This window comes from Mesorhizobium sp. M3A.F.Ca.ET.175.01.1.1 (assembly GCF_004791945.1).
In the GTDB taxonomy this organism is placed as follows: domain Bacteria; phylum Pseudomonadota; class Alphaproteobacteria; order Rhizobiales; family Rhizobiaceae; genus Mesorhizobium.
This window is the reverse complement of record NZ_SRTP01000002.1, coordinates 1-26,026: the sequence shown is the minus strand read 5'-3', so window position 1 is coordinate 26,026 and position 26,026 is coordinate 1. Positions and strand designations below refer to the sequence as shown.

The window sequence follows — 26,026 nt, the reverse complement described above, 5'->3', positions numbered from 1 at the left end:
GGTGTTTTCCTATTCCCTATTGCCTGCTGCCTATTCCCTTACTCGCCTATTCCCATATGGAAGCTTTTCATCTCCAGATATTCCTCGATGCCGGCCTGCGCACCTTCGCGCCCGAGGCCGGACTGCTTGACGCCGCCGAAGGGGGCTATCTCCATCGAGACCGAGCCGGTGTTGAGCCCCACCATGCCGAATTCCAGCGCCTCGCCGACGCGCCAGGCGCGTTTGAGGTTTTCGGTGTAGAAGTAGGAGGCCAGCCCGTAGGGCGTGCCGTTGGCCAGCGCGATCGCCTCCTCTTCCGTCTCGAACCGGAACAGCGGCGCGACGGGGCCGAATGTTTCCTCGGCGGCGAGCTGCATTTCGTTCGTGGCGCCGGTCAGCACCAGCGGCGCGACATACTGCGGACCCTCGGGCAGAGGCGGGCTCTTCGTGACGATCTCCGCACCCTTGGCGAGCGCATCCTCCACATGGCGGTTGATCTTCTCGACCGCCGCCGTGTTGATCATCGGTCCGATGGCGACGCCGGCTTGAGTGCCCGGCCCAACCGTCATGGCGTTGACGCGGGCGCTGAGCTTGGCGGCGAAGGCCTCATAGACCCCGGCCTGGACGAGAATGCGGTTGGCGCAGACGCAGGTCTGGCCGCCATTGCGGAACTTCGAAGCGAGCGCGCCCTCGACGGCGAGATCGAGATCGGCGTCGTCGAAGACGATGAAGGGCGCGTTGCCGCCGAGCTCGAGGCTGAGCCGCTTCACGCTGTCGGCCGCGCCGCGCATCAACAGCGAGCCGACCCGGGTCGATCCGGTGAAGGAGATCTTGCGCACGGTCTGGTTGGCCATAATCTCGTTGCCGATCCCGGCCGGCATGCCGGTGACGATGTTGATGACGCCGGGGGGGATGCCCGCCCGTTCGGCGAGCACGCCGAGCGCCAGCGCCGAATAGGGCGTGAACTCGGACGGCTTGATGACCACCGTGCAGCCGGCGGCCAGTGCCGGCGCCACCTTGCGGGTGATCATCGCGTTGGGGAAATTCCACGGCGTGATGATGCCGCAGACGCCGACGGGTTCCTTCAGCACGATGATGCGCCGATCGGGCGTGGGCGCGGGGATGGTATGGCCGTTGATCCGGCGGGCTTCCTCGGCGAACCATTTGACGAAGGAGGCGCCGTAGCGGATCTCGCCCTTGGCCTCGTCCAGCGGCTTGCCCTGTTCCGTCGTCAGGATCAGCGCCAGATCGTCCAGATGCTGAAGCATCAGGGCATGCCAAGCCTCCAAGAGGGCGGCGCGTTCGGCATTGGTCCTCTTCCTCCAGCCTCGATAGGCGGAGGCCGCGGCCTCTATGGCCGCACGGGTCTCCGGACCGTCCATGTCGGGCACAGTGCCGATCGCGACTTGCGTCGCCGGATCGATGACATCGACCGTCCTGCCGGAGCCGGCAGCGACCCATTCGCCGCCGATCAGGCCGGCCTCGCGGAACAGACTTTTGTCTTTCAAGCTCTGCATCGGAAACGACCTTGCTATCAGGTGAGGGCCGCGACGACGGCGGCCGTGATGGCATCCGTGCGGTCCTTGCCGGGAGTGGTGCCTATGCCGCGCGCGGTCGTCGCCTCGATCGCCTTGATGACGCGGACGGCCGAATCTTTTTCACCGAGGTGATCGAGCATCATCGCGCCGGACCAGATGGCTGCGATCGGATTGGCGATGCCGAGATGGGCGATGTCGGGCGCGGAGCCGTGCACCGGCTCGAACATGGAGGGTGCGGAGCGGTCGGGATTGATGTTGGCGGAGGCAGCGTAGCCGAGACCGCCCTGGATCGCAGCGCCGATGTCGGTCAGGATATCGCCGAACAGATTGGAGGCGACGAGCACGTCGAGGCTCTCCGGCGCCATGATCATGCGCGCGGCGAGCGCGTCGACGTGATAGCTCGTCACTTCGACGTCCGGATACTCCGCGGCCAGCCTGCGCGTGATCTCGTCCCAGAAGACCATCGAGTATTTCTGAGCGTTGGACTTGGTCACGGAGGCCAGCCTGCCTCGCCGCGCCCGCGCCTGCTCGAAGCCGAAGCGCAGGATGCGCTCGACGCCGGTGCGGGTGAAGATCGAGGTCTCCACGGCGACCTCGTCCAGCGTGCCCTGATGCACCCGCCCGCCGGCGCCAGAATATTCGCCCTCGGTGTTCTCGCGGATGCACAATATGTCGAAATTTTCGGCCCGCAGCGGACCCGTCACGCCCGGCAGCAGGCGGTGCGGCCGGATATTGGCATATTGCACGAAGGCTTTGCGGATCGGCAGCAGCAGGCCATGGAGCGAGACGGAATCCGGCACCACCGCCGGCCAGCCGACCGCACCGAGAAGGATAGCGTCGAAGCCGCGCAAGGTCTCGATGCTGTCCTCCGGCATCATGCGGCCGGTCTCCTTGAAGAAGCGGCACGACCAGGGGAATTCGGTTCCGGTCAGGGCAAAGCCGGAGTGCTTGGCCACCGTTTCCAGCACCGTCCAGGCGGCGGTGGTCACGTCGGAGCCAATGCCATCACCGGGGATCAGAGCTATCGAGTAGGATTTCATCGGCATCTCTTCACAGGCTGATCAGGACGCTCTTGGTCCTGCGATTGGCGAGGTAGGCCTCGCGGCCAAGGTCCTTGCCGATGCCGGATCGCTTGTAGCCGCCGGTCGGCAGGATGTGGTCGCGCGAGCGCGAGTAGCGGTTGATCCAGACGGTGCCCGCCTCCAGCTTGCGCGCGAGACGGATCGTGCGGGACAGGTCGGCGGTGAACAGGCCGGAGGCCAGCCCATAGGTCGGATGGCTGGACAGCGCCAGCGCCTCTTCCTCGGTCTCGAAGGTCTGGACGGTCAGGACCGGGCCGAAGATCTCCTCGACGATCGCCGGATTGGCCTGATCGGCATTCGCAATCAGTGTCGGCTCGTAGAAATAGCCGGGGCTCTCCATGGCGCCGCCGCCGGTCAGGCATTCGCCGCCGGCTTCGATCGCGGCCCGCACGAGGGCGTCGACACGCGTGCGCTGCCGGTCCGAGATGATCGGCGAGTACTGCGTCGCCTCGTTCCAGGTGGGAGCGGGCCGCATCGCCTTCATCCGCTCCACGATGGCCACGGTCAGCCTTTCGGCGACGCTGTTCTCGACGATCAGGCGCGTCCCGGCCACGCAGGCCTGGCCGGCGTTGAAGGTCACGCTGCCGGCGATCGCAGTCGCCGCCTTGTCGAGATCGGCATCGGCAAAGACGAGCTGAGGACTCTTGCCGCCTAGCTCCAGCGTCATCGGCTTGACGCCGGTGCGGGCGACGTTCTCCATGATCGCCGAGCCGGCGCGGGTCGAGCCGGTGAAACTGACCTTGGCGATGTCGGAGTGGCCGGTCAGTGCCGTGCCGGTGGTTGGCCCGTCGCCGAGCACCACGTTGACGAGCCCTGCCGGCAGGCCAGCCCTGACGGCGAGCTGCGCCATGTAGACGGCCGAGAACGGCGTCATCTCGGAGGGTTTCAGCACGACCGCATTGCCCGCGGCCAGCGCCGGGCCGAGCTTCCAGCCGGCCATCGAGATGGGGAAATTCCAGGGCGTGATCGCGCCGACCACGCCATAGGGCTCGCTGACGATCATGCCGAGACTGGCGTCGTCGGTCGGCACGAGTTCGCTGCCTTCCTTGTCGGCGAATTCGGCAAAGAAACGGATCTGCTCCGCGGTCACGGCAATGTCGCCGGCGACGATCTGACCAACGGGCCGGGTGGAGCACAGGGCCTCGATTTTGGCGAGGCTTTCGGCTTCCAATTCGATGAGGTCAGCCCAGGCCTGGAGCGCCCTGGTGCGCTCGCGCGGCCGAACGCCGCCCCAGTTGCTGGCCTTCAGCGCCGACTTGGCGCTTTCCACGGCACGGTCGACCACGTCCACGCCGGCCACCGGGCAGGCCGCATATGCCTTGCCATCCGAAGGCCGCCGCATCTCGATTGCGCCCGCAACGGAGAGCAGTTCCCCGCCGATGAAGTGGCCGAGAGGAAGGGAGATCGTGTCGGGATCGAAGCTCAGGCTCATTGGCGATCACTCTGCAGCATCGTCCCGAGCCTAGCGCGTGCCGGCGCGCAGCATGCACCGTTCGGTGCTCCGCCACCGACGAATGTTGCGTGCCGGGAGCAGGGGACGGCAAAATCTTCCGCGCAGGCCGGCCCTCGCGCGGACCTTATCACCCTACCGTCACGTAGATCTTGCGCACGGTTTCGACGGTTTTCCAAATGCCGGTGAAACCGGGCTTCATGACGAAGCTGTCGCCGGCGCGATAGGTCACCGTCTCGCCGCCATCGGGCGTGATTTCGACCACGCCGGAGAGGATGTGGCAGAACTCGAAAGTCTCCCCCTTGATCGAGCGCGTCTCGCCCGGCGTCGCCTCCCAGACGCCGGTATGGACGAGGTCATCCTTGGCGACGTCCTGCGCCCAGGTCTTGAAAGCAGGGTTGCCGGCAATCAGCCGCTCGGGCAACGCCTTGGATTCGCGCGGCGGAAAAGCTGGGTTGGTGTCGACGGTCTTGAGCAAGGACAAGGAAAAACCTTTCATGGTGGATCTTACAGTCTTTGTTTTGATGCATGTCGTTGTCCCAGAACCGCTGCACCCTTCTGGGCGAGATGCATTAATAGCCTCGCGTCCGGTCGACGAGCCCGATGGGGTCGAGGCCGGCGCGATGGCGCCTGATGTTGTCGATGACGGCGCGCGCGGCGGTCGTCGGCTGGGCAACGCTGGCGACATGCGGGGTCAGCATGATCTTCGGATGCGACCAGAATGGATGCCCCGCCGGGAGCGGTTCCGGATCGGTCACGTCGATCATCGCCGCCGAGAGGTGATCGCTGTCGAGGGCGGCGACGAGCGCTTCGTGGTCGAGCTGCGGGCCCCGTCCCGTCTGGACGAGCGACGCCCCCTTGGGCAGTTTCGCCAGCAGCTCGGCATTGAGGAAGCCGCGCGTCTCACCGGTCAGCGGCAACAGGCAGACCAGTATGTCGCTGGCCGGCAGCATTGTCTCCAGCCCCGACACGCCGTCATGGCAGGCCACGCCATCGATCTGCCGCGGCGAGCGGCTCCAGCCGGCGAGCGGAAAGCCGAACGGCTTCAGCCGATCGAGCACGGCCTGGCCGAGCTGCCCGAGGCCAAGCACTCCGATCCGGCGCGACCCGGCCTGGAGCTGCGGGATATCACGCCATTCGCCGGCGCGCTGCTGGGCAAGATAGGCCGGCAGGTTGCGGTGCAGGGCAAGCACGGCAAGCGTGGCGTATTCCTGCATCATGCGGATGATACCTTCCTCGATCATGCGCACGACCTTCACATTCGCAGGCACTTCGTCGAAACGGAACTGGTCGACGCCGGCGCCGATGGAAAACAGGATGTCGAGATTCCTGTAGCGGGCGAGATCAGCCGGCGCGGTCCAGGTGATCAGGTAACGCACGGCCTCGGGATCGACCGTCGCGGCGTCCATCGCGAAGGGCAGGTCCGGCAGTTCCCTGGCCAAGGCCTCGGCGAAGACCGCGCCACGGCGCGCATCGGAGTTGAACAGAAATGTCATTCGGTTGCTCCTTCAAGCCGCGCAACGCGCGGCGAGCGCCTCGATCATCCGCTGGCAGGCGGCGAGTTCGCTGGCGAGAATGTATTCGTCCGGCTTGTGGGCGCGATCGATATCGCCGGGCCCGCAGATGATGGCATCGAAACCGGCAGCCTGGTAGAGCCCGGCCTCAGTGCCATAGCTGACGGCGGCGAGCGGCGCTTGGCCAGTCAGCTCGTGCAGCAACGCCGCCAATGGCGCGTCCTGCGGCAGTGACAGCGCCGGATAGGCGCTCATCGCCGTCCACTCGACCTGAAAGCCGTCCTCTGCGCAGGCTTCGGCCCTTGCCTTGACCGGCGAGAGCAGGCTGGCCGGGTCGATGCCGGGGATGGCCCGCGCTTCCAACTCCAGCGTGCAGGTGGCGGGAATGATGTTGACCGATTGACCGCCCGCGACCACGCCCGCCTGCAGCGTGGAATAGGGTGGCTCGAAGGCCGGATCGAACGGACCATGCGTCATGCGCTCGGCTTCGCTCACGGCCGCGCTCAACGCATCGGCCATGGCGTGGATTGCATTGAGCCCGAGATCGGGCCGCGAGGAGTGGCCGGTGCGCCCACGGATCGTCGCGCGGGCGGCAGCCTTGCCCTTGTGGCCGCGCACGGCGCGCATCCCGCTCGGCTCGCCCACCACGACGCCGAGCGGCTTTGCGCAAAGCTCGGGAAGTCGGGCGATCAGGTGCGGCACGCCGCGGCATCCCACCTCCTCGTCGTAGGAGAAGGCGAGATGGATCGGTCTGGCAAGACGAAGTCGCGCCAGCGCAGGCAAAGCCGCCAGCGCAGAGGCAAGGAACCCCTTCATGTCCGTGGCGCCGCGTCCGTGGAGCCGTTCGCCGTCCCGGCGCAGCGCGAAAGGGGGCGAACTCCATTGCGGCTCCCCGGCGGGAACCACGTCCATATGGCCGGAGAGGATATAGCCCGGGACATCGGCAGGGCCGATCGTGGCGAAAAGGTTGGAACGGTCGCCTTCCGGCCCGGGGAGCACAGTGACCCGCGCCCCGCGCTCTGCGAGGTGGGTCTCGATCCAGCCGACGATGTCACCGTTCGGTTTGCCGGCGACCGATGGAAAGGCGACGAGACGGTCGAGGATATCGAAGACGTCCATTCCGGTCCTCAAGGCATTTCGGATTGGCGCGGTCGCTGCCGCCGACCACACGCTTGCACAGTGCCGGAAAGGATGTGCGTGTCCATTCGCGATTGCGTGCCGAAAGCGGAAGTGTTTCAGTCGAATCTTGCGTTGGCGCGCGGCTTTCGAGCAAATCGTATCGGTCTTGTTGTTTAGCGTTGGCAGGGCAGAGGGCGATCTTCGGCGCGTCGCTCTCAATCCAGCGATCTTTCAGAGGCATGAAAGTGAAGCCGTCCGAAAGCTTGAAAATCGATGCGTTCTCGATGCGGATCGGCGACGTGGAAGCCGTCGAACTCGACCGGCTGCATGCGCTCTCCCTCGCCGTCGGATGGCCGCATCGGGCCGAAGACTGGCAATTCCTGCGCGAAGCGGGACAGGGTTTCGTGGTGCTCGACGAGATCGGCCGGGTCCTTGGTTCCGCCATGTGGTTCGCGCATGGCGCCGATTTCGCGACCGTCGGCATGGTCATCACCTCGCCGCGGCTTCAGACGCAGGGGGCGGCGCAATGGCTGATGAAGCGGATCCTCGATCAAGTTGGGAAGCGCAACCTGCGCCTCAACGCGACGCGGGCGGCAAGACGGCTTTACCTTTCGCTCCATTTCCATGCGGAGAAGACCGTCTATCAACATCAGGGGATCGCCGACGCGACCAGGTCGGCTGGGGTGGACGGCGCGCGCGGTGAGATACGTCCGCTACGGGTGGAGGATCTGCCGGCGATCATCGCGCTCGACGCCGCAGGTTTCGGCGTGCGCAGGACAAATCTTATCGAAAAGCTGTTCGGCCAGTCGGTGGGCTACGGACTCCTTGATGAGGGAGAGCTAAGGGCCTTCGCCCTTTGCCGGCCGTTCGGCCGCGGCCACGTCATCGGCCCGGTGATGGCCAACACGGACGACGATGCCATCGCCGTGGTCCGGCCGCATGTGGTCGAACATTCGGGCAGCTTTCTCAGAGTGGACACTCATATGGAGAGCGGCAAGTTCGCCGCATTCCTGTCGAACAGCGGCATGCCGGTCTTCGACACCGTGCTGACCATGTCACGGGGCAAACGCCTGGCCGACTATGCCGCCGGCGACAGCCCACCAACGAGCGCCTATGCGCTTGCCAGCCAAACGCTTGGATGAATAGTCCGGCGTCCCGACTGGCCGAAGTCGGCTATGTCGCGGATATCGGGTGACCTTGCCTGCTGCGGGTCGTCACGCCAGACACCTTACGATCTTGGTCTTTCCTTCTTGGGATCATAATGGGCGAAGGGCACGATGCGGGCCGGCAGGCGCTTCTGGTGGCCGTCGAGCTTTCCAATCTCGACCTCGGTGCCGACTTCGGCGTGGGTCGCGTCGATACGGGCTAGCGCGATGTTCTTCTTCAGCACAGGCGAGCGCGTCGACGACGTGACGACGCCGATCTGGGCGCGGCCAATATGGATGCAGTCCCCGTGTCCGACGGCGACGTTCGAATCGATATCGAGGCCGACGAGCTTGTGCCGGGGATGCTCCTTGCGCCGAATAAGCGCGTCACGACCGATGAAGTCGTCCGTCTTGGTCTTGAGCGGAACGGTAAATCCGATCCCGGCTTCGAACGGATCGGTCTGATCGGAGAATTCGTAGTTCGCAAAGATAAGCCCCGCTTCGATGCGCACCATGTCCAGTGCGGCCAGCCCCATGGGCTTCAGTCCGTGCGGCTGGCCGGCCTCCCACACGGCGTCGAAAACCTTTTCTGCATCGCGCGGGTGGCACCAGACCTCATAGCCGAGTTCGCCGGTGTATCCGGTGCGCGACACCAAGATCGGAACGCCCTCCGCGTCGCCGATGCGGCCGATCGTGAAGCGGAACCATTCGAGCTCGGTCAGCGCCGGCTGGTGAGGTGGTGTCCGGACGATATCCTTGAGGACATCGCGGCTCCGAGGCCCCTGGACGGCGATGTTGTGCAACTGGTCGGTCGAAGAGCGGATCAATACTCTTAGGCCGAGCTTCTCAGCCTGCTCGCGCAGCCAGACGCCGGAATAATCGTCACCGCAGATCCAGCGGAAATTGTCCTTGCCAAGCCGCAGCAGCGTGCCGTCGTCGATCATGCCGCCATGCTCGTAGCACATGGCGGTGTAGACCACTTGCCCGACTCCCAGCTTCCTGACGTCGCGGGTGAGCGTGTACTGCATCAGGGTTTCAGAGTCCGGACCAGTCACCTCGAATTTGCGGAGCGCCGAGAGGTCCATCACGACCGCCTTTTCACGGCAGGCCCAATACTCCTCGATGGCGCCTTCGCTGGAAAATTCCTGGGGCAGCCAAAAACCCTTGTAGTCGACGAAATTGCGCGTGTGCTTCGAGAAGCTGGAATGGAAGGCTGTCTCACGGGTCATTTTAGGCTCGGCCTCCGGGGTGGTGCGTCGTGCTACCGCACGCTGAAATTTGTTCAGCCCGGAATAGGTCCGGACATGGATGTCAGTCGGATTCCAGCCATTGGCCGGAGTGGTGTCGTCTGGGCAGGCGGAGGACACACAGACGATATCGGTCAACGCCCGCAGCAGCACGTAATCGCCCGGGCGTGACCAAGGCTCGTCGGAATACATGACGCCATGGGCATCGATGCCGGTATTGAAGAAGAAGTTGACCGCCATCCAGCCTGCACGGGACGTCACGCCGTGGGGAGCGAGCGCGCCGTTGAAGTTCTCGGAGCAGTTGATGTGACCCGGGTAGCCGATATCGTCATAGTATTTCGCATAGCAGGCCAGCGCAAAAGCGTCGTGCCGGCCACAGGTGTCCTGGACCACCTCGACCAGCGGCTCGAAGTCTTGATCGAAATATTTCGCGTGCAGGCCCGGCATCGGGTAGGCATGGCCCATCAGCGAGCGGGTGGCGGTGACGTCGAGGGCGAGATCTCGGCCTTTGTCGAGCTTGCGTGCCGAGAAACACTGGAAGTCGGTACACTGGCGACCGTCGACGTCGATGATCTGAATATAGTCGCCGGCTTTCACGAAATAGGCTTTGGCCGTGCTCGACCTTACCCTGAGATCAAGCACTGGCTCGGCGAGCGGATCAGGCAGTTCAAATCTGCGGACCGAACGTATGGTAGAGCGCCGGACCAGGACTTCCAGCGGGGTCGTGGTGTCCTGGCCATCGACCGCCATGGGCGCCCCTGGCGCAGCCACCGCCAGCATGCCCTCGCGCCCGACGATGAAGCTCTGTTCCGCTCCGGCAGGAGTACCGCTGTCGAAAAACCGCACCGCCTCGGCGCGGCCAAGATCGATGTTGCGCTGCGCAAGGCCAAGCCGGAACTTCTGCAGGCTCTCGTCACCCTGGGCAAGCAGTGCCTTCAAGCCGGAGGCATCGCTGTTGGTGGGCGCACCGAGGATGCCGGGATCGGTCCGCCCCTGGGCGTCAAAGCTCACCAGCTCGCACGCCTGGCCGCCTTCGAGATTGCGGATCGTGACGCGGTCCCCTGCGTCGATTTCGATCAGTGCGGCGCCCGAGCCGGGGACTTGATAACGCTCCAGGCCGGGCGCGAGCAGCCCAGGCTGGAGGATCAGGCTGGCTTTCGGCGGGCCCATCGTCACGGCAGGATAGTCCGCAAGCGTCATTACCGCCTCCCATGGCCAGGTGCACGATCGACGAGCACCCCTGATTGCATCCCTGAAGCAGCCGCAACGAACCTCATCCGGCCATTGAAAATCTTCGTTGGGACGTCCCGCCGTGATCCACTCCCAGCGCCGGATTCATACGATGGCTGCGCCCGCTCGCGCGGGCTGCCAATCGTGTTTGATGCGGAGCGCATCCGTAGGCTTCGCGATAGACCTTGGAGAAGTGCGATGGCGAGATAAACCCACATGCCACCGCAACTTCCACGACCGGCAGATTTGTGCTCACAAGAAGCAGGTGCCCGCGCTCCAGACGAAGCTCCAGGTAATATCGGTTGGGCGAGCGTCCCAGCTCCCTCTCGAAAAGTCTTTCGATCTGCCGGCGCGATATTCCGCTCAACGCCACGAGTTCGTCGACCGGCATCGGATCATCCAGGCTTGCCTCCATCAGGCCGATGACCTTCATCACCGCCTTGTGGTTGAGCTTGACACGCGAATGAAGCGGCAGGCGTTGCCGGTCTCCGGCCGAGCGCATGCGGAAGGCGATAGCCTTTTCACAGATGCGATTGACCACGATCGAACCATGGTCGCGCTCGACCAAGTGCAAGAACATGTCGAACGGCGCATCCCCACCCGAGCAGCTATGCAGGTCCCCGTCGTGTTCAAACGCCGTTTGAGTGGATTCTACGCCCGGAAACTGCTCGCAAAACAGCGGAAGCTGTTCCCAGTGGACTGCACAACGGCGCCCGTCCGCCAGTCCGGCCCGCGCAGCAACGACAGTGCCGCTGCCGATGCAAATCAGGGGAATGCGGCGCATGCGGCATTCCCTTAGCCACGCATCGAGTTGCCTGTCCGGGCGCGGGATCGAGCTGCCGCCGCAGATCACGGCGGCCGAGGTCAAGTTCGATTTCTGGGTTCTCTCCCGCTCATTTCTCAGGCTGGAGTCGATGCTGACAGTCAGCCCGCAGTTCGACATGACCGGTTGACCATCCTCCGATACGACCTGCCAGCCGTAGACGTTCCTGCCGACCGCGTCATTGGCCAACCGCAGTACTTCTATCGCGCAGGAGAAAGCTTGAAGCGAAAAGCCAGGCAAAAGATAGAAACTAAACGATCTGTGCGCCGTGTGTGCAGTCAGCATCCAGGCTTCCTCCTCATCTTTGCCACCCTCTACCGCCGAACCGTGGGAGTGGTTCTCGTTTCTCCTCTCCCCGGAACTATGCGCGAGCACGTCATGGCGTGACGATTCGAGGAGTTCCGGGACGGGTCGCAGCGCGATGCACGTCAGTTGCGCAGATAACTCTGCATCGTATCATCGAGCGCATCTTTCCACGGCGTATGATGCTTCGGGGCCATGGTACCGGTCATGACCGATCGGTAGCTGTTGTCGCGGAACGCCATGATGTCCTTGATCTTGTGCTTCTTCCACTGGAAGAAAGCCTCGTCGGCGCCGTCGACATCGAAACTTGGATAGTCGGTCTCGGCGATCAGTTCCTTGATATAGTTGCCTTGGTAGCGGATCGCGTCATAGCTGTCCTTCCCGGCATCCTCGGCCGCGACCCGCTTCTCGACATCGGCGATCAGATCGTTCTTGGACGCAGGCAGGCTAATCCTGCCGAGGACGACGTCGCGCACCCACCAGGCCTGCGCATCGAACATGTTGAAGGTGTACCACTGATCCTGCATGCCGAGATAAAACAGCGCCGGGTTGTGGACGTAGACGACGCCCTTATAGAGATCGGCCGTGGCCAACCTGTTGGCGGTGCGCAGCCGCAACTCGTCCGCCATGAACGGGAAATGGTGCTTGTATCCGGTGCAGAGGATGATCGCATTGACGGTCGCGGTCGAGCCGTCCTTGAAGGTTGCGACATTGCCCTCGACCTTGGTCAGCAGAGGCACCTCCTTCCAGTTGGCCGGCCACTTGAAGCCCATGGCCTGCGTGCGATGGCTGACGGTGACCGACTTGCAACCATACTTCCAGCACTGGGAACCGATATCCTCGGCCGAGTAGCTGGTCCCGACGATCAGTATGTCCTGGCCGACAAATTCTCGTGCGTCGCGGAAGTCGTGTGCATGCAGGATGCGACCATTGAATGTGTCGAACCCGGGGAATTCGGGCACGTTGGGCGTTGAAAAGTGGCCCGACGCGACGATCACGTGGTCGAATTCTTCCGAGTAGGACCGGTCATTGGGAAGATCTTGCACAAGCACGGTGAACTTGCGGGTCCGCGCATCCCAGCTCACATACCTGACGACGCTGGAGAAGCGTATCCACGGACGCACGCCCGCCTTCTTCACGCGCCCTTCGATATAATCGAACAACACGGCCCGGGGCGGATAGGAAGCAATCTGTTTGCCGAAGTGCTCCTCGAAGGTATAGTCCGCGAATTCCAGCCCCTCCTTTGGGCCGTTGGACCAGAGATAGCGATACATCGAGCCATGCACCGGCTCGCCAAATTCGTCCAGGCCTGTGCGCCAGGTGTAGTTCCACAGCCCTCCCCAATTCTTCTGCTTTTCGAAGCAGACAATCTCCGGAATCTCCGTTTGCGGCGCTGCGGACGCGAAGGCGCGCAACTGAGCCAAGCCGGACGGACCGGCACCAATGATTGCAATTCGCTTTCTCATGCTAAATTCTCCCATTGGTTTAAACCAGTTTGTGATATTGGTTCTTTTGGTTCAGACCAGTTAGGATCGAATTTCGGCCTTTGTCAACAAATATTCATTTAGGGAAAGTCGATTTGCACGTTCGCATCGGTTGCCGCAACCGGGATCCGGGTGGGGCCTGCGCCCGGAGAAGCGCCCAATGAGCCCGGCCAGTTTCTCGCAACGGCTTGCCGTGAACGCACAAACCAAACGGCTGAGCGTCGGGGCGCATCAGACCGTCAAGGTAGGTTTTCTCGGGCCGCTCACGGGGCCAATTCGCTCATGGGGGCTACCAGGACTGAATGGCTGTCGCATCTGGGTGGACTGGATCAACCGCACCGGAGGAATGCTGATCGGGGGAGCCCGCCACAATGTCCAGCTGCTTGCCGAGGATTGTGGCTATGACCCTGAACGGGCGGCAGAAGGCGCCAGACGCCTGGTGCAGGACCAGGGCGTGGGGCTGCTGATGATGCTGGGTGGCGACACGTTCCGTCCAATCCAGGATTATCTGATGTCCCGGAAAGTTCTGACCTCGACGCTGCTGCCAAGCGATCTTTCGCCGGACACGCCGTATCTGATCGCCCCAAGCGAAATCCATCCACTCTACAACGTCACGGCGGTCGAGTGGCTTGCACGCAATCGCCCGGATCTGCGGCGCGTGGCGATGTGCAGCCAGACGGATGCGTTGGGGTTGCCCTCGCTTGCGACCTATCGGGCGGCCTTTGCCGCGGAGGGCATCGAGGCCGTGGGGGAGGTCCGCTATGCGCCGGAAGCGACAAATGCCGAGGAAATAGTCGGCGCGATGCTGACCCGCGAACCAGACATCCTGTGTTGGTGCACGAGCTACGAGCCGATGGTTCACGCATTGACGGTGGCTGCTTTCCGAGCGGGATTCCGGGGGCAGATCATTTCCTGCACCGCGGACAACTATCGTCGGCTGGCCGAGAGGACATCCGTCGAGTTCGTCGAGGGTTTCCTGTTCCAGTTTCCGGACTTCGACGATCCAGAGCTCCGCGACAAAGCCTTTTTCTTCAATCGGCCGGCCGAATTCTTCGATGAGTACAACCGCCGCTTTCCAGACAGCTGGACAGCCGTTTCATGGGAATATGTGGCCACGCTCGACCTTTGGCATGCGGCGGTCGAAAAGGCTGGAACGGCAGCGCCGGTCTCGGTTCTCGCGGCAATGAAGCATGGCGGTCTCGGCGAGCACGCTTTTGGAATAGCCAAATGGTCGGGTTCGGACCTGTTCGGCAATGACAATGCCCTTATCGGTGATTGGCCGGTGGTGCGTATCACCGGCGGCCAGGCTCGAATTGTGGCTTTCGGGTCGATCCCGGACTGGCTGCGGCGTCACGGGGTCCGATTGCGGCACGAACTGCGCGCGCTTGGACTGATGTGGGATCAGCGTCATTCCATGCCGAGCGAGTTGCGGATTTCCGCGGGGCTCGCGATGGCCGACGCTCAATCTTCCTGAAGGAGGAGCTTTTGTTCTTCGATCAAAAGCAGCTTGGCAAATTCGACCGCGCTCTCGATGTCGCGCGCAATGATGGCGTTGAGCAACGTATTGTAGCGTCGTTGATAGTCCTGGATCCGGCGAGGTGTCAGATGCCGCCGGTTGAGCGCGGCGCGAAAGCCTTGGCGACGCGCCTGGATCAACAGGTCATAGCAGGACGCAAGCAACGGGTTGCCCGCTCCGCGGGCTACCTGGCGGTGAAACTCTTCCTCGAGCCGGGCAAACTGGGCCGCGTCGGTCTGAACCAGTTCCATCGCAGACAGAATCTCGCCGAGGCCTTCGATGGCTCGCGGCGACATGTTGATGATGGCCAGCCGCATCATCTCGGGTTCTATGATTCCGCGCATGACGAGGAGGTCGAGCGGACTGCTCTCCGCAGCGACGCCTCCCGCGGCATCGTCCGGACCTGTCTGCCCCGTGACGTAGCTGCCGCTTCCGGCCCGGCGGCGGATAAAGCCGTGCGTTTCGAGTATGTCGAGCGCTTCGCGAACCGTGTTTCGGGCGACGCCAAGTTCGCTGGCCAGCGTTCGCTCCGAAGGCAGTCGTTCGTCGGCCGCGTATTGCTGGGAGCGTATGCGCGCCAACAGCGTATCCACCACCACCCGCACCGTCGCGCCGATCGAGTGATCCGCAATCAGAGCCAATGCCGCATCATGGTTTGGTGGCATCCCAACCTTCCTTTCCTGGCGACCGCCGGGAATTCATCAGAACTGCGCCATGACGACAATACCGTGATGGCCCCCGATCTTCGCGAGGACGCGCTTTTGCCGTATTTTGCGGCATCCATGCAAGCGCCGACTCCTGCCCATGCCTGTGGAGATTTCGCTCGTTGGGATGATGAACCTCCGGGTCTGGCGGCGCGTTTTCCACGCTTTGCGGTCGCCTTCGGTGGTTCAGTTCGACAGCCGGCCCCGCTGCAGCCGCTTTCCGTTCCACATTTTGCTGACAGGAAAAAATTTTTAACAGCATTATTGATTTTCGCGATCGTTTCTCCCAAACTGGTTGCCAACAACAGAGACAAAATGGGGATAACGAGATGACCAATTCCTGGAGATTTTCCACGCTCGGCGACCGCCATCGCGCGCTTGGTTCGAAGCTTGAAGACTGGAGCGGCATGGGCACCGCCTGGCAATATTCGGGCGATCCGGAGCGCGAGTACCTGGCGATCCGCACCAAGGCCGGCCTCATGGACGTTTCCGGCTTGAAGAAGGTGCATTTGAACGGCCCTGCGGCCACCCACATCATCGACCGCGCCACTACCCGCAACGCCGAGAAGATCATGCCCGGCCGTTCGGTCTATGCGACCATGCTGAACGACGCCGGCAAGTTCATCGACGACTGCGTGATCTACCGCATGGGGCCGAACAGCTGGATGGTGGTGCACGGCTCGGGCGGAGCCCATGAACAGCTGACCATGGCGGCCACGGGCCGCGACGTTGCCATCCGTTTCGACGACAATCTGCACGATCTGTCGCTGCAAGGGCCGCTCGCCGTCGACTACCTGCAGAAGCATGTGGAAGGCATCCGGAACCTGAACTACTTCAGCCATATGCACACCTCGCTTTTCGGTCTGCCCGTGACGATCTCGCGTACTGGCTACACCGGCGAGCGCGGCTATGAGATTTTCTGCCGCGGCCAGGACGCTCCTGCGATCTGGGACCGGATCCTGGAGGAGGGAGCGGGCATGGGCATCATCCCTTGCCGGTTCACGACGCTCGATCTGCTGAGGGCCGAAAGCTATCTGCTGTTCTTCCCGTACGACAATTCGGAGAAGTATCCCTTCGAGAACGAAGGTCCCGGCGACACGCTGTGGGAACTCGGGCTCGACTTCACCGTCTCGCCCGGCAAGGTGGGCTTCCGCGGCGCCGAGGAACATTACCGCCTGAAGGGCAAGGAGCGCTTCAAGATCTATGGCGTCAAGCTCGAAGGCAAGACGCCGGCCGAGGAGGGTGCGCCGTTGCTCAAGGACGGCAAAAAGGTCGGCGTGGTGACGATCGGCATGTATTCCCGCCTCAACGAGCACAACATCGGCATTGCCCGCATGCCCGTGGAATGCGCGGTCGACGGCGTGAAGATGACGGTTCAGAATTCGACCGGCGAAATTCCCTGCGTCGCTCATTCGATGCCATTCTTCGATGCGGACAAGAAGCGTCGCACCGCGAAGGGATGAGTTGCGGTGAGAGCCAACCAAAACGGAGCCGAGGGTCAAAGTCAGTGTTAGAAGGCTCGATTCCAAGCCGCCCCATCTATGGCGTGCTGGAGATACGGCCGGGGCGGCTGCATCTGATGGTCGCCGACGCCGAAGGCGCCGAGGCGATCCTCGATTTGGCCGCCTCCGCGCCGGCGGATTTCTTCGCCGCGGCTCACATCATTTATCTGCCCAAGAAATCCGGCGACCGGTTCGTCGCCAGGTTACAGCAACTTGTCCCTGCCCAACTCTATGTCGGGCCGAGCTACGATGCCGCGCTTCCGCGGCTGAGGCGGGTCCTGGCGGGCGCGCATATGGGCCTGCAGGTCTACCTGGCGGGAACCGAAGGACTGATGGGGCAGGCGATGTTGGAGGTCACGCAGGCGGGCGTCCCACATTCCGCGATCCAGACGGAGCACCGCGGCTCGACCGTGCGCCGCGTGCAGTGCGTGCATTGCAAGGGTATCACCGAAGAGGTGACGCACGATCCTTTCCAATGCGCCCATTGCGGGCTGCATCTGTTCGTGCGGGATCACTACTCACGCCGCATTGCGGCCTTCCAGGGCGTGCGCGTCGATGCGGAAGATCCCGGCAACATTCCCGAATCGGTGGAGCGGTTCAGATGAGTGCAGGTGCCGCAAAAATACCCGTGACAGTCGCCGAGGTGACACCGGTCAACGAACTTGTCACCCGATTCAAGTTCGTGCGCCGTGATGGCGGCCCGATGCCTACCTTCTCGGGCGGCGCCCATACGGTCGTGGAAATGAACGACCGCGATCGCGTGCGCCGCAACCCCTATTCGATCATGAGCGACCCGGGCGACCGGGGGGCCTATTCGATCTCGATTCGCCGCGACGACAATGGGAGAGGCGGTTCGTTGTTCATGCACCGGCAGGTGAGGCCGGGAATGGAGATGGTCATCTCCAACCCGGTCAATCTGTTCGCGCTGGATTTGCGGGCGCGAAAGCACCTGTTGCTCGCCGGAGGCATCGGCATCACCCCGTTCCTGGCCCAGATCAAACAACTCAGCGCCATGAACGGCAACTTCGAACTCCACTATTCCGTGCGCAGCGCGTCGCTCGCGTCCTATGCGGACGAGCTGGTGGCCAACCATCGATCCCGCGTTCATCTTTACCATGACGAGCGGGGCGAGCAGATCGACCTGCCGGCATTGCTCGACGGCCAGCCGCTCGGCACCCACGTCTATGTCTGCGGACCCAAAGGCATGATCGCCTGGGTGCGCAACACCGCGACGGCGCTCGGATGGCCGCGCGAGGCGGTGCATCACGAAGAATTCCTTGCGCCTGCCTCAGGCAAGCCGTTCGAAGTCATGCTGGCACGGTCGAACAAGCTGATCCGGGTTGGCGAGCATCAAAGCCTGCTGGAGGCGATCGAGGCAGCCGGCGTCGAGGCACCGTATCTATGCCGCGGCGGAGCGTGCGGCCAGTGCGAGACGGATGTCCTCGAGCATGAGGGAACGTTCCTGCACAAGGACCATTGGCTGACGCCGACGCAATGTGCCAGCGGCACCAAGATCATGCCTTGCGTGTCGCGCTTCGAAGGCAGGACGCTGGTGTTGGATCGATAGCGAGGAGGACGCTGCGATGACTGTTATCTTCAAGGAAGAAACCTTCCACGACGACTTCACCTTCCGCAACTCGCCGGAGGCGGTCAAGCGCTTCCCTTTCCCGTTTCCCGAGGACAGCTACATGTACTCGGTGAACCTGGAGCCGCATAAGTCCTACCGCCCGGGCAGCGTCTACGAGCGGACGTTCGACGTCGACGAGCATTACGTGTCCGAGATGCGCGACCGCGCTCGCGTCCTTGCCGAAGACCCGTTGCGCTGCCAGTCGCTGCCGCACATGACCCTGGCCGGCTGGGATCTGCTCGAGCTGATCATGACCTCGAAGGCAGAAGAGTATCCGGAGCTTTTCGAGCTGCACCGCGACGGCGCCAAATGGCACTGGATCAACCGTCCGCTCGGCATCGAGCAGAAGTTCACCTTCCTCGACGAGACCACTTTGCCGTATGGCCCGATGGAGTACATCACACGGCAGACCCAGGGCGATTTTGCGGTGCTCGACCAACGCGACGAGAACCTGTGGATGGACGCCGGCATGGTGACGACACAGGCCGATTGGAGCCTGGATTTCGACATCGGCATGAACTTCTTCGAGTGGCACGCCCCAGTGCCGAAAGCGCACGAGATGGGCATCTTCCAGCGCGCCTTGAAGTTTCTCCTGAACGTGCAGCAAGGCTCGCCGGCGCGCCGTCTGAACTGGACGATGACCGTCAATCCCCTGCTCGATACAAGCCCCGAAAACTACCACAAATGGGGCGTGATGAAGAAAGACCTGACGCTCGAGAATATGGGGCAAATGATGCATTTGCGCGTCGAGCTTCAGACCTTCTTCCGTCTCCCTCGCTCGAACGCCCTCGTGTTTCCGATCCGCTGCTACCTCATCAAGCTCGACGAACTGGTGACGGTGCCGAAATGGGCGAGGCGTTTCCATCGCGTCATCCGCGACCTGCCGGCCGAGCTTGCGACCTACAAGGGCTTTGTCACCAACCGGCCCAAGATCGTGGAATGGCTGTCGAAATATGACGACGGTGCGCCGACGTCGCCAGGTATCTGGGCCGACTGAGCAAGCCCTGCACACAGGGCAGGGGACAGACGTGGGAGTGGCTGCCTTGCTGCAACGAAGGCCGCGTGACGAGCAAAGGCATCTCGGCTTCCTGATCTTTCCAGGCTTCCCCATGGCGTGCCTGACCTCGGCCATTGAGCCGTTGCGCGCGGCAAACGAAATCGTCGCACGAGACGTTTTCTCGTGGACCGTGGTTGGTGAGACGGCAAGCCGCGTCGTTTCCAGCGCCGCCGTCGGGTTCGACCCCGATATCGGGCTGCAGGACCTGCCTGGCGTCGATCAGCTCTATTTCCTCTCAGGGCCGAACGGGCGTTTCCAGTCGGCTCGCACCGGCAACGCCGCGATACGCAGGCTCGCCCGTCATAGGACGGGGCTCGGCGCCTTCAGCGGCGGCATTTTTCCACTTGCGCGCACCGGTCTGATGGCTGACCACAAATGTGCCGTGCATTGGTGCTACGAGGCGGCGTTCAAGGCCGAGTTTCCAGACGTCCAGGCCAGCGAAAAAGTCATCTGCGTAGACCGGCAACGGCTCACAGCGGCAGGCGCGACGGCCGTGTTCGACCTCATGCTGCAGCTGATCCAGGATCGGCTGGGCGCTGAGGTCATGACCGAAGTCGCGTGCTGGTTCCAGCATCCTTTCGTGCGCGGGGAGGAGGCGGAACAGAGGACCCCGGCGCTGCGAAGCGACCGCACCGAGGATATGCTGCCCCGGCCCGTTGCCAAGGCGATACGACTCTTTGCCGAGCATGTGGAGGATCCGATCCAGATAGCGCGCGTCGCCAAGGCCGTGGATCTGTCCACCCGGCAGCTGGATCGCTCCTTCAGGCGCTCCACCGGACAGAGCCCCCTCAAATACTACCGTCTGCTGCGGATGAAGAAAGCGCGCCAGATAGCGCTTTATTCCAACGATTCGATCACCGATATCGCGCTGGCCGTCGGCTATGCGAGCACCACGCCCCTGGTCCGCCACTATGTCCAGACTTTTGGCGTGACGCCGCAGGAGGATCGCAAGGCGATCAACAGATTCCGCGTGCGCGGCAACACGCCGCTTCCGGCCGTCTAGAGCGGTTCGCCGTTTCACGGAAACGGCAAACCGCTTTATCTTTTTGTTTGGGCGCAATTCCGGACGGAAAACCGTTTCATACTTATCCTGGAATTGCTCGAGAAGTCTCAAGCAACGGATCGGGCCGCCGCCATCAGCGCATGGTGCAATGACGCTGCCGATGAGCGGGGGCCAAGGATGCTGAACTGCAGGCGCGCTTCGCGGCAGATCACGATGCAACCGATATGTTCGATTGTTGTGCGGCTCGCCGCGCCGCCGGCCATTGCATGGACATCAAGCGCGCACAGCCGCTCGAATACGGCCGGCGCTGCTGGCCCTCCTACGTCAAAGCAGGCCCAGCCATCGGTCTGTTCGGTGACGGAAGCATTATCGCCAAAGCCATCCTTGACGATTTGCGCGATGTTCTCGTGGCTGGTGAAGGGTGCTTCGACGAACCACTGGTCGACACCGGTCCAGACCGCCGTGTAGGGCGCCTTCCCCGAGACCTTCCCGGGTGCAGGCATTTCGAATCCGAAGAAGCGCTTGGCGGCAGTGGCGAACTCTGCCTGGCGGTTCAGCCGGGATGCTATCGAAGCCAGCGCCACGCCGATGTTTTCGGCAATGCGGAATCCTGGCAGCTCATCGACGCGCGGCGTCGTTCCTCCAAGCGGCGTGGTCGAATGCAGACGATGTTCAGGCACGCAGGCGCTCTCCTTCCGGGTCGATGAAGTGCGGGCTCACAACCTCCACCTCGACCTCCTCATTCTTCAGCGGGTTCACGGCACGCAGCACCTCGCCTTTGCGTGCAGCCCCGTTCTTGAGGAACCCGAGCCCGATCGAATGGCAGAGGTTGGGTGAATACGCGACCGAGGTGATGTAGCCCTGGTCGTTGGCGGCCTCCGCACGCTCGCGACCCGATATCAAATGCGATCCGGCCGTCAGTGGCCGTGCGACGTCCAGGGGACGGAAGCCGACCAAGTTCAATGCGTCGGGCTGGTTCAGCCCTTCGCGCTCGGAGAGGGTGGACCCGATGCCGTCCTTCTTCTTGGACACCATGCCAGCCATGCCGAGATTGAGCGCGGTCGTGGTTCCGTTGAGCTCGTTGCCGGCCGCATGGCCCTTTTCGACGCGCATCACGCCGAGCGCTTCAGTTCCATAGACGGCCGCGCCGAACTCCTTGCCGGCGTCGACAAGGGCGCGGATCAGGGCATCGCCATATCGTGTCGGCACGGCGATCTCGTAAGCCAGCTCACCCGAGAACGATATGCGGAACAATCGCGCCCGCAGTCCGCCGCACACGCTGATCTCGCCGCACGCCATATAGGGAAACGCTTCGTTTGAGATGTCGTGTTGAGGATCGACAATCTTCTGCAGAAGCCGGCGTGCATTTGGCCCGGCGACGGAGAACTGCGCCCAGGCTTCCGTGGTCGAGATGATCTGCACATCGAGATCCGGCCACAGGCACTGGCGGCAAAACTCCATGTGCCGGAAGACGGCGACCGCGTTGGCTGTCGTGGTCGTCGTGACGAAGTGATCCTGCGCCAGCCGAGCCGTCGTTCCGTCATCCATGGCCATGCCGTCCTCGCGCAGCATCAAGCCGTAGCGCACCTTGCCGACCGCCAGCTTCCCGAACGGGTTGGCATAGATGCGATTGAGGAATTCGGCCGCGTCCTGGCCCTGCACGTCGATCTTGCCGAGCGTGGTGACGTCGCAGATGCCGACAGATTGGCGCGTGGCGAGCACCTCGCGGTCGACCGACTGCCGCCAGTGAATCTCACCAGGACGTGGCAGCCATTGCGTGCGGAGCCACATTCCGGCCTCGACAAATACCGCGCCCTGCTCGGACGCCCATTTGTGGCTCGGCGTCAACCGGGTCGGGCGAAAGTCGCGGCCGCAGGAGCGGCCGGCGAGCGCGGCGATCGGCACTGGCGTGTAGGGCGGGCGGTAGATCGTTGTTCCGGTCGCGGGAATGCTTTGCCCTGTCAGTTCCGCCATCACGGCAAGACCGAGCATATTGGACGTCTTGCCCTGGTCTGTGGCCATGCCGAGCGTCGTATAGCGCTTGAGGTGCTCAACCGAGCGGAACCCTTCCTGGTGCGCGAGCTTGACGTCCTTGACGGTGACGTCGTTCTGCTGGTCGATCCATGCCCGACCCTTCGCGCTGCCAACGTGCCAGAACGGCTCTATTCGGATCGGTTGGTCTTCGGCCTGCGGCATGTCCGCAGGCAAAGCCTTGATGCCGGTTGCGGCCAGCGCTTCGCATGCCGCCGTCACGCCCGAGGCGAGGGCTGCCGCTGTCGAAAAGAGGCCGCTTGCCGAGCCTGCGACGGTCATGCCCGGTGGGCAGCTGCCGGGCACGAAGGCTGCGATCGACGGCTCCCAGTTCGGGCGCCCGCGCTGGTGGCAGGTCAAATGAACATTCGGGTTCCACCCACCCGAGACGCCAAGCGCCTGGCACGGAATGTTCCTCGTCTCGCCGGTGGCAAGCCTGACGGTTATTGAGGCAAGCCCGAGGCGGCCCTTCGTGTCGATCACCTGCGCGCCCCGGAAATGCTCGGTGCCGGTCACTGTGGCGCCATCGGCCCGGGTATCGATTACTGCGGCGACCTCGACACCTCTGGCCATCAGGTCCGCTGCGGTGCGCAAGCCATCGTCATTGTTGGTGAAAACGGCGACCTTCCGCGCAGGCGCGGCGGCCCAGCGATTTGCATAGCTGCGCAAGGCCCCGGCCAACATGATGCCTGGCCGGTCGTTGTTGGCGAAGGCGATGGGCCGTTCGGCGGCACCTGCGCTGAGCAGCGCGCGCTTGCAATAGATCCGCCAGAAAATCTGCCGGGGTTTGCCTTGCCCGCGATGGGGCAGGTGGTCCGAGACACGCTCCAGCGCGCCATGAATACCGTGGTCGAACGCTCCTATGATCGTGGTTCGCGTCATCAGCCGCACGTTGGGCATGCTTTCGAGCTCCGCGCGGGCCTCGCGCGCCCAATCGGTACCGGCTGCGTCACCAACGACGAAAGTTTCGCTGTTCAGCCGCCCGCCGATCGCGAAGTCCTCGTCCGCCAGGATCACGCGAGCCCCCGCCCGTCCGGCCGTCAGCGCAGCCGCAAGCCCCGCGGGACCAGCGCCGATTACCAGCAGGTCGCAATGGAGGAAGCCCTTGTCGTAGACGTCCGGATCCGGCTCCATCGAAAGCCGGCCCAGGCCAGCGGCGCGACGGATCAGGGGCTCATAAACCTTCTCCCAGAAGGCCCTCGGCCACATGAAGGTCTTGTAGTAGAAGCCGGCCGAGAAGAAGGGAGACAGGAGATCGTTGATACCCATTGCATCGAAGGCGAGCGAAGGCCAGCGGTTCTGGCTGGTCGCGGACAGGCCTTCGAAAAGCTCTGCCACGGTGGCGCGTGTGTTGGGTTCGCGGAATGCCCCGTCGCGCAACTCGACCAAGGCGTTCGGCTCCTCTGAACCGGCTGTCAGGGGGCCGCGCGGCCGATGATATTTGAACGAACGGCCCATCAGCCGCACACCATTGGCCAGCAGCGCCGAGGCCAGCGTGTCGCCTGCGAAGCCCGTGTAGCGCTTGGCGTCGAAACTGAAACTCATGCCGCGGGAGCGGTCGATCAACCCACCTTCAAGACGGTTAGCCTGGCTCATTTGCCGCGTCCTCTCGATCGCGCGACGTCGCGCGCCAGTTCTACCGATGTGATCTCGTGAGTGACGGTATTGCGGGTGACCACCAACCAACTCCGGTCGCCCTGCTCATGGAACCAGAGTTCTCGATGCATGCCGGCCGGATTGTCGCGCAGGTAAAGGTACTCATAGAAGCGATCCACGGCGCCGCTCGCCTGCCAGTCCGGTCTGTCGATCAGGGCAGCATCGCCCAGATAGACAAATTCCTGCGCATCGCGCGGTCCAAGCAAAGGATGGTTGATGATCATCTCTGCCAGCCCTCAATGCAGGTTCGGTTGGGCGCCCATGCCCTTTTCGTCGATCATCAGCCCCTTGCGGAACCGGTCCAGGCGATAGGCTGCGGCGTGGAGATGCGGCATGTCGGTGGCGAGCAGGTGCGCGAAGCACCAGCCGGATGCAGGCGTGGCCTTGAAACCGCCATAGCACCAGCCGCCGTTGAAATAGAGACCTTGTATGTCGGTCCGGTCGATGATGGGCGAACCGTCCATCGACATGTCCATGATGCCGCCCCAGCTGCGAAGCAGCCGGGCTCGCCCGATCATCGGCATCAGGCTCATCCCGCCTTCACAGACGTCCTCGATCACGGGAAGATTGCCGCGCTGGGCGTAGGAATTATAACCGTCGATGTCGCCGCCAAACACGAGGCCGCCCTTGTCGGATTGGCTGACATAGAAATGACCGGCTCCGTAGGTTATCACGCCAGGCAGAAGCGGCTTCAGTCCCTCCGAGACAAAAGCCTGCAAAACGTGGCTTTCGATCGGCAGACGCATCCCAGCTTTTGCCATCACCTGCGATGAGGCGCCGGCGACCGCGCAGCCAACCTTCTTGGCGCCGATGAAACCGCGCGTGGTCTCGACGCCCAGGCACTTGCCGTTTTCGATCCGGAAGCCGGTGACCTCGCAGTTCTGTATTATGTCAACGCCGTGCAGGTCGGCGCCGCGCGCATAGCCCCAGGCGACCGCGTCGTGGCGTACCGTGCCGCCGCGCGGTTGCAGCAGCCCGCCTTTGATAGGGAAACGGGCATTGTCGAAGTTGAGAAACGGCGCGATCTTGCGCACGCCGTCCCGGTCGAGCAGCACCGCGTCCACCCCGTGCAGCCGCATGGCGTTGCCGCGGCGGGTAAAAGCATCCCGCTGTGCGTCCGTATGGCAGAGATTCAGCACGCCACGCTGGCTGACCATGGCGTTGTAGTTGAAGTCCTGCTCGAGCCCTTCCCAAAGCTTCATGGAGAATTCGTAGAAAGGCTCGTTGCCGGGCAAAAGGTAGTTGGAACGGATGATGGTGGTGTTGCGGCCGACATTGCCGCCCCCGATCCAACCCTTCTCGAGGACCGCCACATTTGCCTCGCCGAACTCCTTGGCAAGGTAGTATGCCGTGGCGAGCCCATGCCCGCCTCCGCCGATCACCACGATGTCGTAGCTCGGCTTCGGCTGCGGTTCGCGCCACACCGGCTTCCAGCCGCGGTGACCCGTCAGCGCCTCAGCAATGACTTTGAAGCCGGAGTAGCGCATCGCTTCCTCTTCCTATAATTTCGTTGCATTTTCAGCTATCTAGGCCGATCCGCCACGTCGATTTCGGACGACCACCCTTCCATTTCGGACATGCCGGGCAGGTTCCGCAGCATGGCATCAGAAAGCGACTGACGGCTTCGTTCGACTCTCGAAGCGCAGACCCTCCGGCCGGGTAGGGGAAAACCTATCCGGCTCGGGGATCATTTTCTATCCGCACAGGTGTTGTTGGTCGTTGGGCATCGCTTGATGCTTGCTCGCATGGCAATCGCGGGTCAGCCGCTTGTCGAGGAGGATTTCATGGCCGGTTACACCCATCTTTTCATCCCGGGGCCCACCAACATTCCCGAAGAGGTGCGGCAGGCGATGAACCTGCCGATGGAAGACATGCGCGCCGCCTCGTTTCCCAACCTGACCTTGCCGCTGTTCGAGGACATCAAACGCGTGTTCAAGAACGAGACCGGCCGCGTCTTCATCTTCCCCTCGTCCGGCACCGGCGCCTGGGAAGCGGCGATGACCAATGTGCTCAGCC

Annotated in this window: 22 protein-coding genes and 1 pseudogene; 9 read left to right on the top strand and 14 right to left on the bottom strand. The window is 63.1% G+C overall.

Annotated features, from left to right (window positions below):
- Nucleotides 1-38: 38 nt before the first annotated feature.
- The 6 genes from EN818_RS04770 to argE form a co-directional block, all read right to left on the bottom strand.
- Entirely contained in the window at nt 39-1,496 is a 1,458-nt protein-coding gene (locus tag EN818_RS04770) for an NAD-dependent succinate-semialdehyde dehydrogenase (protein ID WP_095804278.1), read from the bottom strand.
- Nucleotides 1,497-1,513: 17 nt separating this feature from the next.
- Complete coding sequence (locus EN818_RS04765; protein WP_095804896.1) at nt 1,514-2,557, bottom strand: tartrate dehydrogenase; 1,044 nt, start codon at nt 2,555-2,557, stop codon at nt 1,514-1,516.
- Nucleotides 2,558-2,567: 10 nt separating this feature from the next.
- Nucleotides 2,568-4,031 carry an aldehyde dehydrogenase family protein gene (locus EN818_RS04760; protein WP_095804277.1) on the bottom strand — a complete coding sequence of 488 codons (1,464 nt, stop codon included), beginning with the start codon at nt 4,029-4,031 and terminating at the stop codon, nt 2,568-2,570.
- Between the two features lie 148 nt (nt 4,032-4,179).
- The gene (locus EN818_RS04755; protein ID WP_129554083.1) at nt 4,180-4,533 is read right to left on the bottom strand and encodes a cupin domain-containing protein; all 354 of its coding nucleotides are present in this window, start codon (nt 4,531-4,533) and stop codon (nt 4,180-4,182) included.
- Between the two features lie 88 nt (nt 4,534-4,621).
- Nucleotides 4,622-5,545 (bottom strand): glyoxylate/hydroxypyruvate reductase A, encoded by a 924-nt coding sequence (locus EN818_RS04745; RefSeq protein WP_095804276.1) that lies wholly within the window; start codon nt 5,543-5,545, stop codon nt 4,622-4,624.
- A gap of 12 nt (nt 5,546-5,557) precedes the next feature.
- On the bottom strand, nt 5,558-6,682 hold the full coding sequence (gene argE / locus EN818_RS04740; RefSeq protein ID WP_095804275.1) for an acetylornithine deacetylase: 1,125 nt from the start codon (nt 6,680-6,682) through the stop codon (nt 5,558-5,560).
- 239 nt (nt 6,683-6,921) lie between these two features.
- Here argE and EN818_RS04735 point away from each other — a divergent pair, with 239 nt between their 5' ends.
- On the top strand, nt 6,922-7,824 hold the full coding sequence (locus EN818_RS04735; protein WP_095804274.1) for a GNAT family N-acetyltransferase: 903 nt from the start codon (nt 6,922-6,924) through the stop codon (nt 7,822-7,824).
- 86 nt (nt 7,825-7,910) lie between these two features.
- On the opposite strand, the gene EN818_RS04730 is transcribed toward EN818_RS04735, so the two are convergent.
- From EN818_RS04730 to EN818_RS04720, 3 genes are all read right to left on the bottom strand, one after another.
- A complete protein-coding gene (locus tag EN818_RS04730) occupies nt 7,911-10,274 on the bottom strand; it encodes an aminomethyltransferase family protein (RefSeq protein WP_095804273.1) in 2,364 nt (787 codons plus the stop codon).
- Between the two features lie 73 nt (nt 10,275-10,347).
- The gene (locus EN818_RS04725) at nt 10,348-11,412 is read right to left on the bottom strand and encodes a GlxA family transcriptional regulator (RefSeq protein WP_095804894.1); all 1,065 of its coding nucleotides are present in this window, start codon (nt 11,410-11,412) and stop codon (nt 10,348-10,350) included.
- Between the two features lie 143 nt (nt 11,413-11,555).
- Nucleotides 11,556-12,896: an NAD(P)/FAD-dependent oxidoreductase gene (locus EN818_RS04720; protein ID WP_095804272.1), complete on the bottom strand. Its 1,341-nt coding sequence runs from the start codon at nt 12,894-12,896 to the stop codon at nt 11,556-11,558.
- 178 nt (nt 12,897-13,074) lie between these two features.
- On the opposite strand from EN818_RS04720, the gene EN818_RS04715 reads away from it, so the two are divergent.
- Nucleotides 13,075-14,388, top strand: coding sequence for an ABC transporter substrate-binding protein (locus EN818_RS04715; protein ID WP_095804271.1), 1,314 nt, complete (start codon nt 13,075-13,077; stop codon nt 14,386-14,388).
- Here EN818_RS04715 and EN818_RS04710 read toward each other — a convergent pair.
- Complete coding sequence (locus tag EN818_RS04710) at nt 14,376-15,035, bottom strand: FCD domain-containing protein (protein WP_210236467.1); 660 nt, start codon at nt 15,033-15,035, stop codon at nt 14,376-14,378. The genes EN818_RS04715 and EN818_RS04710 overlap by 13 nt on opposite strands.
- A 15-nt stretch (nt 15,036-15,050) precedes the next feature.
- Here EN818_RS04710 and EN818_RS04705 point away from each other — a divergent pair, with 15 nt between their 5' ends.
- The 6 genes from EN818_RS04705 to EN818_RS04680 are packed head-to-tail and all read left to right on the top strand — an operon-like array spanning nt 15,051 to nt 20,323.
- Nucleotides 15,051-15,467 carry a hypothetical protein gene (locus EN818_RS04705; protein ID WP_165349791.1) on the top strand — a complete coding sequence of 139 codons (417 nt, stop codon included), beginning with the start codon at nt 15,051-15,053 and terminating at the stop codon, nt 15,465-15,467.
- Entirely contained in the window at nt 15,464-16,597 is a 1,134-nt protein-coding gene (locus EN818_RS04700; RefSeq protein WP_129553802.1) for an aminomethyltransferase family protein, read from the top strand. Before EN818_RS04705 ends, EN818_RS04700 begins: the two co-directional genes overlap by 4 nt.
- Nucleotides 16,594-17,241, top strand: a complete 648-nt coding sequence (locus EN818_RS04695) for a dimethylamine monooxygenase subunit DmmA family protein (protein ID WP_135904147.1) — start codon at nt 16,594-16,596, stop codon at nt 17,239-17,241. Before EN818_RS04700 ends, EN818_RS04695 begins: the two co-directional genes overlap by 4 nt.
- Complete coding sequence (locus EN818_RS04690) at nt 17,238-18,203, top strand: PDR/VanB family oxidoreductase (protein ID WP_095804267.1); 966 nt, start codon at nt 17,238-17,240, stop codon at nt 18,201-18,203. The genes EN818_RS04695 and EN818_RS04690 overlap by 4 nt, the downstream gene beginning before the upstream one ends.
- Nucleotides 18,204-18,219: 16 nt before the next feature.
- Nucleotides 18,220-19,260, top strand: a complete 1,041-nt coding sequence (locus EN818_RS04685) for a DUF3445 domain-containing protein (RefSeq protein WP_095804266.1) — start codon at nt 18,220-18,222, stop codon at nt 19,258-19,260.
- A 46-nt stretch (nt 19,261-19,306) separates the two neighbouring features.
- Nucleotides 19,307-20,323, top strand: coding sequence for a helix-turn-helix domain-containing protein (locus EN818_RS04680; RefSeq protein ID WP_210237121.1), 1,017 nt, complete (start codon nt 19,307-19,309; stop codon nt 20,321-20,323).
- A gap of 107 nt (nt 20,324-20,430) precedes the next feature.
- Here the strand turns inward: EN818_RS04680 and EN818_RS04675 are convergent, their stop codons facing one another.
- From EN818_RS04675 to EN818_RS04660, 4 genes are read right to left on the bottom strand one after another with little or no spacing between them, the layout of a single operon-like run.
- Entirely contained in the window at nt 20,431-21,003 is a 573-nt protein-coding gene (locus tag EN818_RS04675; protein WP_095804264.1) for a sarcosine oxidase subunit gamma, read from the bottom strand.
- Complete coding sequence (locus EN818_RS04670) at nt 20,996-23,950, bottom strand: sarcosine oxidase subunit alpha family protein (RefSeq protein WP_095804263.1); 2,955 nt, start codon at nt 23,948-23,950, stop codon at nt 20,996-20,998. Before EN818_RS04670 ends, EN818_RS04675 begins: the two co-directional genes overlap by 8 nt.
- Nucleotides 23,947-24,234, bottom strand: coding sequence for a sarcosine oxidase subunit delta (locus EN818_RS04665; protein ID WP_095804262.1), 288 nt, complete (start codon nt 24,232-24,234; stop codon nt 23,947-23,949). Before EN818_RS04665 ends, EN818_RS04670 begins: the two co-directional genes overlap by 4 nt.
- A gap of 12 nt (nt 24,235-24,246) precedes the next feature.
- Nucleotides 24,247-25,497 (bottom strand): sarcosine oxidase subunit beta family protein, encoded by a 1,251-nt coding sequence (locus EN818_RS04660; protein ID WP_095804261.1) that lies wholly within the window; start codon nt 25,495-25,497, stop codon nt 24,247-24,249.
- A gap of 297 nt (nt 25,498-25,794) precedes the next feature.
- Between EN818_RS04660 and EN818_RS04655 the strand changes: the two are divergent.
- A pseudogene (locus tag EN818_RS04655) lies at nt 25,795-26,026 on the top strand (serine--glyoxylate aminotransferase); the annotation flags it as partial.